9 protein-coding genes and 2 pseudogenes are annotated in these 11,641 nt (G+C 74.0%); 9 read left to right on the top strand and 2 right to left on the bottom strand.

All coding sequences use genetic code 11. From position 1 onward, the window contains the following. Window positions 1-39 precede the first annotated feature (39 nt). From O7595_RS30795 to O7595_RS30785, 3 genes and pseudogenes are all read left to right on the top strand, one after another. A complete protein-coding gene (locus tag O7595_RS30795) occupies window positions 40-174 on the top strand; it encodes a SapB/AmfS family lanthipeptide (protein WP_093652864.1) in 135 nt (44 codons plus the stop codon). A 107-nt stretch (window positions 175-281) separates the two neighbouring features. Then, window positions 282-2,042 (top strand): annotated as a pseudogene (locus O7595_RS30790) (ABC transporter ATP-binding protein); the annotation flags it as partial. Window positions 2,043-2,491: 449 nt separating this feature from the next. Then, on the top strand, window positions 2,492-4,465 hold the full coding sequence (locus tag O7595_RS30785; protein ID WP_269731854.1) for an ATP-binding cassette domain-containing protein: 1,974 nt from the start codon (window positions 2,492-2,494) through the stop codon (window positions 4,463-4,465). A 29-nt stretch (window positions 4,466-4,494) separates the two neighbouring features. On the opposite strand, the gene O7595_RS30780 is transcribed toward O7595_RS30785, so the two are convergent. After that, complete coding sequence (locus O7595_RS30780; RefSeq protein ID WP_269731853.1) at window positions 4,495-5,100, bottom strand: response regulator transcription factor; 606 nt, start codon at window positions 5,098-5,100, stop codon at window positions 4,495-4,497. Between the two features lie 424 nt (window positions 5,101-5,524). After that, window positions 5,525-5,755, bottom strand: coding sequence for a hypothetical protein (locus O7595_RS30775; RefSeq protein ID WP_269731852.1), 231 nt, complete (start codon window positions 5,753-5,755; stop codon window positions 5,525-5,527). An 803-nt stretch (window positions 5,756-6,558) separates the two neighbouring features. On the opposite strand from O7595_RS30775, the gene O7595_RS30770 reads away from it, so the two are divergent. The 6 genes and pseudogenes from O7595_RS30770 (at window position 6,559) to O7595_RS30745 (ending at window position 11,634) form a co-directional block, all read left to right on the top strand. Then, window positions 6,559-7,077 carry a toxin-antitoxin system HicB family antitoxin gene (locus O7595_RS30770; RefSeq protein WP_269731851.1) on the top strand — a complete coding sequence of 173 codons (519 nt, stop codon included), beginning with the start codon at window positions 6,559-6,561 and terminating at the stop codon, window positions 7,075-7,077. An 84-nt stretch (window positions 7,078-7,161) separates the two neighbouring features. Then, complete coding sequence (locus tag O7595_RS30765) at window positions 7,162-8,004, top strand: DUF4097 family beta strand repeat-containing protein (protein WP_269731850.1); 843 nt, start codon at window positions 7,162-7,164, stop codon at window positions 8,002-8,004. Window positions 8,005-8,083: 79 nt separating this feature from the next. Continuing rightward, window positions 8,084-9,067, top strand: a complete 984-nt coding sequence (locus O7595_RS30760) for an ATP-binding cassette domain-containing protein (RefSeq protein WP_269731849.1) — start codon at window positions 8,084-8,086, stop codon at window positions 9,065-9,067. Beyond that, a complete protein-coding gene (locus O7595_RS30755) occupies window positions 9,064-9,855 on the top strand; it encodes an ABC transporter permease (protein WP_269731848.1) in 792 nt (263 codons plus the stop codon). The genes O7595_RS30760 and O7595_RS30755 overlap by 4 nt, the downstream gene beginning before the upstream one ends. Before the next feature lie 145 nt (window positions 9,856-10,000). Continuing rightward, a pseudogene (locus tag O7595_RS30750) lies at window positions 10,001-10,204 on the top strand (hypothetical protein); the annotation flags it as partial. 848 nt (window positions 10,205-11,052) lie between these two features. Further along, a complete protein-coding gene (locus tag O7595_RS30745) occupies window positions 11,053-11,634 on the top strand; it encodes a carbonic anhydrase (protein ID WP_269732686.1) in 582 nt (193 codons plus the stop codon). Window positions 11,635-11,641 lie beyond the last annotated feature (7 nt).

The raw sequence follows: 11,641 nt of genomic DNA, 5'->3' as shown, positions 1-11,641 counted from the left end.
ATGGCAAGGCACATTCCGTCCCCGAGAAAGGAAACCATCATGTCGCTTCTCGACCTGCAGAGCATGGAGACCCCCAAGGACGAGCTCACGGACGAGATCGCCACCGGCGGCGGCAGCCGCGCCAGCCTGCTGCTCTGCGGCGACAGCAGCCTGAGCGTCACCACCTGCAACTGACCCGGTCGTCGCGCGGGCAGTCCGTGCGACGCCGGTGACACAGTCCGAACGGTCCCGGGCGGTTCCTTCGCCCGGGACCGTTCGGCTCGGACGACGAGGGAGCGCCCATGACCACCCAACGTCCGGCGGCCGGGGCCGGTGACCGCACCCGTGGCGTCGACGGGCCGTCCGGGTCCGGCGGCGCCGCCCGCTCGCTCCTGACGGGCGCGGTCAGGGCGTCCGCCGGACGGACGGCGGCGCTCGTCGCGGCGGGCCTGCTGTCGGCGGGCGCCGCCATCGCCCTGCCCGCCCTGCTCGGCCGCTCACTGGACCTCGTCCTCGCCGGTTCGGCGGAGGCCGGACCGTGGCTGGTGCTGTGCGCGACACTCGTCGTCGCGGACGTCCTGTGCGACGCGGCTTCCGCGTACCTCGCCGGCACGCTCACCGCGGTCTCCGCCGCGCGCATCCGCCGCCGGGCCCTGGGCCGGGTGCTCGCCGCCGGGCCCAGGGGGGCCGAGCGGTTCACCGGCGGGGATCTCGTGACCCGGCTGACGGCGAACGTGACGGAGGCCGCCGCGGCACCCGCGACCGCCGCGGCGGCCGTACCGGCCCTGGTGCTGCCGGTCGGCGGACTGGTCGCGCTCGCCGTGACCGATCTGTGGACGGCTGCCGTCTTCGTGGCGGGAGCGCCGCTGCTGGTGCTGCTCGTCCGCGCGTTCACCCGCGAGACCTCCGCCGGGGTGGCCGAGTACCAGCAGGTCCAGGGGAACATCGCCGCCCGCCTGGTCGAGGCACTCACCGGAGCCCGCACCGTCGCCGCCGCGGGCACGTGGGAGCGGGAACGCGCACGGATCCTGGCCCCCCTGCCGGAACTCGCCGCCAGGGGGCGGCACATGTGGCGTGTCTACGGCCGCGCCGTCGCCCGCGGCGCGGTGCTGCTGCCCCTGCTGGAGAGCGGAGTGCTCGCGGTCGGCGGGCTGCGCGTGGCGGCAGGGGACATGAGCGTCGGCGAGCTGCTGGCGGCGCTCCGCTACGCGGCCTTGGCCGCGGGCGTCGGTGCCGTCGTCGGGCAGCTGTCGGGCCTCCTGCGCGGCCGGGCCGCGGCGCGGCGCACCGCCGAGGCCATGGCCGCACCCGCCATCGCGTACGGAGGGCGGGGGCTCCCCGCCGACGGTCCCGGCCGGCTGGAGTTCCGCGATGTCTCGGTGGTGCGCGACGGCCGGACCGTGCTGAGGGGCGTCGACCTGGTCGTGCCGGGCGGCGCCACGCTGGCCCTGGTGGGACGTTCGGGCTCGGGCAAGACGGCCCTGGCCCGGCTTCCCGGACGACTGGCCGACCCCGACGCCGGCACCGTCTTCCTGGACGGCGTCCCCGTGGCGGAGATCGCACGTGGCGTCCTGCGCCGGGAGGTGGCGTACGCCTTCGAACGGCCCGCGTTGTTCGGCACGACCGTGCGTGAGGCCATCGCCTTCGGCCCCGGCGAGCCGCCGGTGCCCGAGGTCACCGGCGCCGCCCGGGCGGCGGGCGCGGACGCCTTCGTGCGCCGGCTGCCGGAGGGCTACGCCACACCGCTGACCCGTGCTCCGCTGTCCGGCGGTGAGGCTCAACGACTGGGCCTCGCACGGGCCTTCGCCCATGCCGGACGGCTGCTCGTCCTCGACGACGCCACGTCGAGCCTGGACAGCGTCACCGAACGACAGGTCGCGCGGGCCCTGTTGCACCAGGTGCGGTCCGGCACCCGTCTCGTCGTCGCCCACCGGGTCTCGTCGGCGGCGCGGGCCGACCTCGTCGCATGGCTCGACGACGGTCGCGTCAGGGCTGTCGGTCCGCATGCCGCGCTGTGGGCGCTGCCCGAGTACCGTGCCGTGTTCGCCGCACCCGGCGACGCACCGGACCAACTGCCGGGCACCCCAGGGGCGGGCGCCGTAGGGGCGGACGCCGCGCCGGGCAGCGCGCGCCCCGGCGACGACACCGCGCGTGAGGGCCACGCGACGTGGAGCCGACCGACGGAGAACCACGCGGCGTCGAGCCACACCACCGGGAACCACGCAACGCCGAACCGACCCACCGAGAACCACGCGGCGTCGAGCCACACCACTGGGAACCACGCAACGCCGAACCGACCCACCGAGAACCACGCGACGTCGAGCCACACCACCGGGAACCACGCAACGCCGAACCGACCCACCGAGAACCACGCGACACCGAACCGACCCACCGAGAACCACGCGACGTCGAGCCACCCCACCGGGAACCACGCGACGCCGAACCACCGGCCGGAAGGGCCCGAACCGGTGAGCGCTCCGGCCGAGGGCCACGAGCAGACGGGCAGGAGGTCATGACGGCCCAAGGTCGCGAGCGGACGGCCGCGGGACCGGCCCGATCGGCCGCGGGACCGGCGCCGTCGTCGGCGGGCGGTGTGCTCCGGCCCGGTGCGGGGAGCACGAGGCCGGACGACGGCGCCGCGACGCCCCCTGCCACCGGCCCCGCTCGGGGGGCGCTGCGCAGGACGCTGCCGCAGGCCGTCCCGTTCCTCGCCCGGCGACGCGGGGTGCTCCTGCGCCTCGGCGGCTGGTCACTGCTGGAGTCCGCGCAGACCTTCCTCGGCGGGTACGCCGTGGCGGCGGCGCTCGACCGCGGGTTCCTCGCCGGGCGTCCCGGCGTGGGGCTCGGCTGGCTGGCGGTGGCCGCCGCGGCGGTCGTCGTCGGGGGGACCGCCACGGAACGCGTGTTCCGCCGTCTCGCCGACCTCGTGGAGCCGTTGCGCGACGGCCTCGTCCGCAGGGTCGTCTCCTCGGCCCTGTCCGCCGCGGTCGCCGGGCAGCGGAGACCCACCGGCCATGCGGCCGTCTCACGGCTGACCCATCAGACGGAGGCGGCACGGGACGGGTTCGCCGGGCTGGTGATGGTGACCAGGTCCTTCGTCTTCACGGCCGCGGGCGTCGTGGCGGGCCTCGCGGCACTGGCGCCCGCGCTGCTGGTGGTCGTGCTGCCGCCGCTGGCCGCCGGGCTCGTGCTCTTCGCCGCGGCGCTGCGTCCGATGGCGACCCGGCAGCGGGACTTCCTGCGTACCGACGAGGAGCTCGCCGCCCGGCTCGGTTCCGACGTCGCCGGACTCCGGGACATCGTCGCCTGCGGTGCGGAGGCACGCACCGAGGACGCGGCCCGCTCGCTGATCGACGCGCAGACCCGGTCGGCCCGGGCGCTCGCCCGGTGGGCCGCCGTGCGGACCCTCGCACTCGGGCTGGCCGGGCAGGCGCCCGTCGTCCTGCTCCTGGCCACCGTGCCCTGGCTGCTGGACCGGGGGGTCACGGCCGGGGAACTGCTCGGCGCCCTCACTTACCTGACCCAGGCGCTGCTGCCGGCCCTGAACACCCTGATGACCGGCCTGGGCGCGGCCGGCACCCGGCTGCTGGTGATCCTCGACCGCCTCACCGGCCCCGGCGAGCCCTCGGCAACGGGCTCGACGCCCGCCGAGGCGGCCGAGGGCCGGGTTCCGTCCTGTGCGGCCCCGCGTGAGAGGGCGTGCGGTGCGGTCGCGGTCCCCCGATGCCCGGCTCCGCCGGTGACGGCCCCCGGGGAGTCCGGCGACACGGCACCGAGCCTGGAACTCCGGTCCCTCTCCTTCTCCTACGGCCCCGGCGCCATGCCCGTGATCGACGGCCTCGATCTGCTCGTGGAGCCGGGTGAGCACCTCGCCGTCGTCGGCCCGAGCGGTATCGGCAAGTCCACTCTCTTCGGGCTGGTCGCCGGGCTGCTGGTACCGGACCGCGGGCAGCTGCTGATCGGCGGCAGGCCCGTGTGCCGCCCGGACCGGGACCCGTTCGCGGCCGGGCGGGCGCTGATCCCGCAGGAGGCGTACGTGTTCGGGGGCAGCCTGCGGGACAACCTGCTGTACCTGTGCCCCGACGGGGCGCCGACAGCCTCCGTGGAGGCCGCGGTACGCGCCGTCGGACTCGACCGCGTGGCGCACGGGCCGGGCGCGCTGGACGCCCGTATCGACCCCGCGGCCCTCTCGGAGGGCGAACGCCAACTGGTCGCCCTGGCACGGGCGTACCTCGCCCCGGCGCGCCTCGTCCTGCTGGACGAGGCGACCTGCCATCTGGATCCGGCGGCCGAGGCCCGCGCCGAGCGCGCCTTCGCCGACCGGCCGGGAACACTGCTGGTGATCGCCCACCGGCTCTCGTCGGCACGGCGCGCGGACCGCGTCCTGGTGCTCGACGGGGTGACGGCGACGGCCGGGCGTCACGAGGAACTGCTCGAACGTTCCGAGACGTACCGCGATCTCGTGGGGCACTGGCAGGCCGGATGAGCGGCGGCGCCGCCCCGGTCATGCGATGCTCAGACCCAGCCGGCGTGCTGGGATATCCGTATGGCGTCGACCCGGTTGCGGGCTCCGGTCTTGCGGGTGATCGCGGACATGTAGTTCCGTACGGTCCCGTGGGACAGGTGCAGACCGCGCGCGATCTCGGCGATCGTCGCCCCTTCCGCGGCCATGCGCAGGACGCTGAGTTCGCGTGACGTCAGGGGCATCTCCGCTGCCTGGAGGAAGCCGAAGGCGAGCGACTCGTCGACGAACCGCTCGCCCGCGGCCACCCGCCTGATGCCGTCGAGTAATCGCTGCGGGCCCGCGTCCTTGCTGACGTACCCGAGGGCTCCGGCGTCGAAGGCCCGGCGCAGCAGACCGGGTCTGGTGCCGGTGGCGAGCACGAGGAGCGCCGCGGCCGACCCGGTCGCACGCCGGATCAGGCCGATCAGGCTGCCCAGCATGGCCGCGCCCGGGCACTCGACGTCCACTATGCACACGTGCGGCCGCAGTGAGCGGACCTGCCCGACGGCCGCCCGCCACGACGACTCGCTCACCTCCAGATCGTGCTCCCGCCCGAGCAACGCCGTCAGTGCGGACCGCATCAGACAGCTGTCGTGCACCAGCAGTACCCGAATCACGGCTCGTCCCCCCTCAACCGCCCTGCCGCGCAACGTGATCGGCCGGACACCAGTGGTCAGTACGTACAGCCGTTGCCCCCGTATCGGATGAGTAGTCGCGCATGGGGAGGCACGGGAGCGCTCCGCACAAGCGGAGTGCGCCCCTCGCGCTCCGGAGCACGAACGGGGCGCACAGAGGCGCGTACGGCGCACGACGAGCTGCACTGCGCGGGGGGCGGGATGGCGGCGCCGGGAGTTGGCGGCGCGTCATTCGATGCCGGAGCCGGTCCCGCTGACGCGGGACGGTGTGGCGTCGGCGCTTGTTCCGCCCCGCGGCTGAGCGCATCGCCTCGGCGTCGCCCCAACAGGGCGACCGCTCGGGCTCGAATGTCGAGGGAACGCCGAGGGAACACCGCACGGCTCAGCCGCTCCTCCCGCTCCGCCCTTACCGCTCCTCGACCGGGTCGCCCGGCTGCCAGACGGCATCGCTCCACTCCGGCGTGGGCTGGGGCCGCGGCGGGGCCGGCGGCGGGTTGGTGCCGCGGTTGGGGTTCTGCGGGACGCCGTGCTGCTCGCCCTGGGCGTCGTCCGGCCGTCCGTCCGACACCGGACGTGACGTCTGCCCGCCGCCCGCCCCGCGCTGCTCCGCCGTCCGGCCGGGGGCGGTCGAGCGCACGGGCTCCGCCGTGCGCGTCGCCGACGGTCTCACGGACGCCGTCGCCGAGGGGGACGGGGAAGCGGCCGGGCTCACGGTCGCGGGTGCCGTCGAGGACGACGGCGGCGGCGAGCCGGTTCCGGCCGGGGACACCGCGGCGCCGTCCTCACCACTGCAGGCGGTGACCCCCAGAGCCAGGGCCACCAGACACACGGCGCTCAACGGCGCCCGCGAACGGGCGGGCCGCCCGCCGGTGGCCGCGGAAGCGCGACCGACGGACGAGGACCGGGGCGCGGAAGGACGACTCATCTACTACGACCTCTGGGTTGAGGGGGACGGATGGCCCGCGCAGGACGCGGCAGGAGTTGGACCGGAGGACGGCACGAAGGGTTGCCCGCCGGAAGATCACAGAACGGGAACCGTCCGAGCGACGGGTGCCCGCCGGCCGGCCGCTCGCGCCCGGGCCCCGGATCGCGTTTCCGCGGCCCGGGGCCTGGGCGCAACCGTCTCCGCCGCCCCGTCGCGCACGACGCGGATCCTCCGGGGACTCGCAGCGCGGGCCCGTCGCGGCGCGGAGGACCGGGCAGCCTCCATGACGCCACTCCGCACCAACCCGCGCCAGGTGGCGCCAATTCAATGCCACACGGGGTCAAACGGTGCCACCCCGCCGGGCTCGCAACCCAGGGACGAGCACGTACGGCGCCACATCGAATTCGACCCCCTGCCCGCGTTTCCGCAGCTCAAGGCAGCCGCCTAAGCCGACCCCCGCCCGCACGGCGCCATCCGGCTTGCACATTGCGCCATGATGGTGCCACTATTGCGCCATGGACCTCACCCCCTATGTCGACACCCTCCGCCGCGAACTCGCGGTGGCCGCCGAAGCCGGCGGCGACGAAGCACGCGAGCTGGCCGGGAGGCTCACCGCCCCTCTGGAGTCGGCGACCCGGCTGACCCTGCTCAAGGTGCTCTCCGCCGCGATGGACGAGATCACCCGCGAGCTCGCCCCCGGCTCCGTCGACGTACGGCTGCGCGGGCTTGACCCCGAGTTCGTGGTGACGCCGCCCCCCACCGACGGCGGCGTCCCGGCAGAGCCGGACGCACCCGTCGAGACGTTCACGCCCCCGGCGCCGGCCGACGGCGACGAGGGCGGCACCGCCCGCGTCAACCTGCGCCTGCCGGCCCACCTCAAGGCCCGCGCCGAGGAGGCCGCGAGCCGCGAGGGCCTCTCGGTCAACGCGTGGCTGGTGCGCGCCGTGTCGGCCGCGGTCGACGGCGGCACCCGGCCGCGTGCGACCGGGAGGACCCAGACCCTCGGACAGAGCTTCACGGGCTGGGTGCGCTGACCGCGCGCCTGCCCTCACCACTTCACCGACACCATGCGTCCCACCAGCGGGGACGTCCCGAAGACCCAAGAGGACGGGACAGCCATGCCTTCTTTCGACACTCCCGAACCGATCTCGGTCACCGCGCACGTGGAGGCCGGTTCCCTCCAGCTCACCGCGGGCGACGGCCTCGGCACCGTCGTCGACGTGCGGCCCCGCGACCCCAAGCGGGACCAGGACGTAAGGGCGGCCGACCAGACCGAGGTCACCTACGCGAACGGCGCACTGACCGTCAGGACGCCCAAGTCCAATCTGTTCGGCCGCACCGGCATCGTCGACGTGACGGTCGAACTGCCCACGGGCTCGCGCATCGACATGACCGGCGCCTGGGCCCAGGTGCTCACCGAGGGCAGGCTCGGCGAGGTACGGGTGAAGACCTCGTCCGGCGACGTACGCCTCGACACCACCGGCCCGCTGAAGCTGACCGCGTCCCACGGCTCGATCACCGTGGAACGGGTCGAGGGCACGGCCGAGATCACCACCAGCTCCGGCAGCCTGCGCGTCGGGCTCGTCGACGGCCCCGCCGTCCTGAAGAACTCGCACGGCACCACGACGGTCCGCGCCGCGACCGGGGAGCTGCGGGTGAGCGGCGCCAACGGCGACATCGAGATCCGGCGCGCCGAGGACTCGGTGACCGCGACCACCGCCCACGGCACCCTGCGTGTGGGGGAAGTGGCCCGCGGAACCGTCCAGTTGGAGACCTCCTTCGGCGCCATCGAGGTCGGCGTCCGCGAGGGCACGGCCGCCTGGCTCGACGTCAGTTCGGGCTCCGGCCAGGTGCGCAACACGCTCACCGCGTCAGGGGCCCCGGAGACGACCGAGGACACCGTCAAGGTCCGTGCCCGCACCCGGCACGGCAACATCGACATCCGCCGCGCCGCGCCCTGACCGACGAAGAACGGCCCGACGCACCCACCTTCCCGGACACTCCAGCCTTCGAACGGAGGGCCCCGTGCCTTCTTCTGTCATGCCCACATCCAGTCGGCCCGACGGTCGCCCGTCGCCGGCCGCCGTCTCCACCGTCGGACTGCGCAAGTCCTACGGCGACAAGACCGTCCTCGACGGCATCGATCTGCGCATCCCGGCCGGGTCCGTGTACGCGCTGCTCGGCCCGAACGGCGCCGGAAAGACCACCGTCGTGAAGATCCTTTCCACGCTCGTCACCGCCGACGGCGGGCAGGCCCGGGTCGCGGGCCACGACCTCGCCGGCGACCCGCAGGCCGTGCGCGCCGCCATCGGCGTCACCGGGCAGTTCTCCGCGGTCGACGGGCTGATCACCGGAGAGGAGAACATGCTCCTCATGGCGGACCTGCACCACCTCCCCAGGCACGAGGGGCGGCGGGTCGCCGCCGAGCTGCTGGAACGCTTCGACCTCACCGAGGCCGCGAAGAAGCCCGCCTCCACCTACTCCGGCGGCATGAGGCGCCGCCTCGACATCGCCATGACCCTGGTCGGCAACCCGCGGATCATCTTCCTCGACGAGCCGACCACCGGCCTCGACCCGCGCTCCCGGCACACCATGTGGCAGATCATCCGCGAACTCGTCTCCGACGGGGTCACGGTCCTCCTCACCACCCAGTACCTGCAGGAGGCCGACGAGCTCGCCGACCGCATCGCCGTGCTCAACAACGGCAGGATCGCCGCGGAGGGCACCGCGGAGGAGCTGAAGCGGATCGTCCCCGGCGGACACGTCCGGCTCCGCTTCACCGACCCCGCCGCGTACCGGAGCGCCGCGTCCGCACTGCACGAGGCCACCGCCGACGAGGAATCCCTCACCCTGCGGATCCCCAGCGACGGCAGCCAGCGCGAGCTGCGCTCCGTCCTCGACCGGCTGGACACGGCCGGCATCGAGGCCGACGAACTCACCGTGCACACCCCCGACCTCGACGACGTCTTCTTCGCCCTCACCGCCGGCGCCGTCCCCCACCAGCCCGAGGAGGCCCTCCGATGAGCTCCCCGTCCCTCGCCGTGCGCGACTCCACCACGATGCTGCGCCGCAACCTCCTGCACGCCCGGCGCTACCCGTCCCTCACCCTGAACCTGCTGCTCACACCGGTCATGCTGCTGCTGCTCTTCGTCTACGTCTTCGGCGATGCGATGAGCGCGGGCATCGGCGGTGGCGGTGCGGACCGCTCCGAGTACATCACCTACGTCGTCCCCGGCATCCTTCTGTTGACGATCGGCGGCACCACGATCGGCAGCGCGGTGTCCGTCTCCAACGACATGACCGAGGGCATCATCGCCCGCTTCCGCACGATGGCGATCCACCGCGGATCGGTGCTCGTCGGGCACGTCGTCGGCAGCGTGCTGCAGTGCGTGACGAGCGTGGTCCTGGTCGGGGCCGTCGCCGTGGCCATCGGGTTCCGGGCCGCGGACGCCACGGCCCTGGAGTGGGTCCTGGCCGTGGGGCTGTTGGCGCTCGTCTCCCTGGCGCTCACCTGGATCGCGGTCGGGATGGGCCTGTCGAGCCCCAACGCCGAGGCGGCCAGCAACAACGCCCTGCCGCTGATGGTCCTGCCGCTGCTCTCCAGTGCGTTCGTGCCGGTCGACGCGATGCCGGGCTGGTTCCGGCCGTTCGCCGAGTACCAGCCCTTCACCCCGGCCATCGAAACCCTGCGCGGTCTGCTGCTCGGCACCGGGATCGGCCACAACGGATGGCTCGCCGTCGTCTGGTGCCTGGGCCTGGCCGCGCTCGGCCACTTCTGGTCCACGTCCCTGTTCGGCCGCGACCCCAAGTAGCACGGGCAGAGCCGGTCCGGAGCCTGAGAGCCGTGGCCGCGGCTGCCCCGCGACCGGGGCGGCGTACCCCGACATCCCGTCGGCGTACGCCGCCCCGTCGGCGTTCCCCTCCGCCCCGGGCCGGGGCGGAGGACGCCTCATCGTTCCCCAACCGGCGCGCATCGATGTGACGTTCCCGCCGCACGAAGTCAACGGCCGGCCCGGCGCGATCTTTCGCGACCGACACGGCAGGGCGCTCCACACCATGGGCCTCGACCTGCGCGACGGGCGAGTTCAGACCATCCGCTCGGTGATCGACCCCGATGAGCTCGCCCACCTCGGACACTCGCCGACAACGCGGGCGCCGTGATGCCGGACGGATCCGGCAACTCATCCGCGGACAGCCGCCCTTCGCGCCTGCCCAATCCCTTCCGGATGCAACCGTCCAACACTTCAGGGGCGCACGGAACCATCGCGCACGCCCCTGGCACGCGGCGAAACCTCCAGGCCAACAGCCGTTTCCCGACAGCCGAACGACCTTTTTCGGGCGCTCTTCGATCCGCAACCCCGAGTTAACACTGCAAACAGCTTTCCATGGATAACGTGTGTCTTGACCAGTTGTTGACCTGTCTTTTGGCCTGTCATTGGGCTGGACGCGCACGGCACGAAGGGGGCGCATGAGCACAGGTATGACGGCCCGGACCGCGGGCTCGGCCATCGTCGTCACCCTGCTCGCCCTGCTCGTCCCGGCGTTCGCCCTGGTCGTGCCGGCATCCGTCGCTCCCCAGACTCCGCCGTCGCCACCCCAGGCCCGCCTGGTGGCGGAGCGTCAACCGCCGGCCCGCGCCGATACCGGCCCCGGCGGGCCCCCGGCCCCGGCCTCCGGAAACGCGACGCACCCCGCCTGTGACGACGGCGCCCCGTCCGGACGGCCGGGTACCCCCTCGCGCACCCGCGACCGCCACCTGATCCCCGCGGGCGACCCGGCGCGCCGGCGTCCGGCGCCACCACATGGTCCCGTCCCCGCGGCCGCCTCGGGGGCGGAAGGCGGCAGCACCGCGAACACTTCGTCGGGACGCGGGAGATGCCCTACCGCCTACGCCCCCGCGGTCCTTCAGGTCTTCCGCTGCTGACAGCGACGGCGTCCGCACCACCTTGTCCTGCACGTCCGACGCGCCACCCCCACGGCGCGCCAGGAGGAGTACCACCATGCAGCCCATGCAGCCCCTCATCGACAACGCCCGCACGTTCGGACAGCGCCCTGAGGAGTTCGCCGAGCTCGGCCGGGGCCAGTCCCCCAAGGTCCTGTTCATCACCTGTTCCGACTCCCGGGTCGTCCCGGCCCTGATCACCGGGGCGCGTCCGGGCGATCTCTTCGAACTGCGCACCGCGGGCAACATCGTGCCCCCCTACGGCTCCGCCCACCCCGCGAGCGAGACGGCCACCATCGAGTACGCCGTGGAGGTCCTCGGCGTGGCTGACGTCGTGGTCTGCGGCCACTCGCACTGCGGCGCCGTCGGCGCCCTGGTGCGCGGCGACGACCTCGACGGCGTGCCCGCCGTACGTGACTGGCTCGCCCACGCTGCCGGCGAACCTGACACCGCCGACCCCGGCGACCCGTGTGTGGAACGCGCGGTCACCCACCACGTCCTGTCGCAGCTGCTGCGCCTGCGCTCGTACCCGTGCGTGGAGAAGCGTCTGGCCGACGGCACCCTGACTCTGCACGGCTGGTACTACGAGGTCCACACCGGCGCCGTGCGCGAACACCGTCCGGAAACCGACGCGTTCGAGGCACTGTGAGGCCGGT

Source organism: Streptomyces sp. WMMC940 (genome assembly GCF_027460265.1).
Lineage (GTDB): Bacteria > Actinomycetota > Actinomycetes > Streptomycetales > Streptomycetaceae > Streptomyces.
This window is presented reverse-complemented; position numbering and strand designations above follow the sequence as displayed.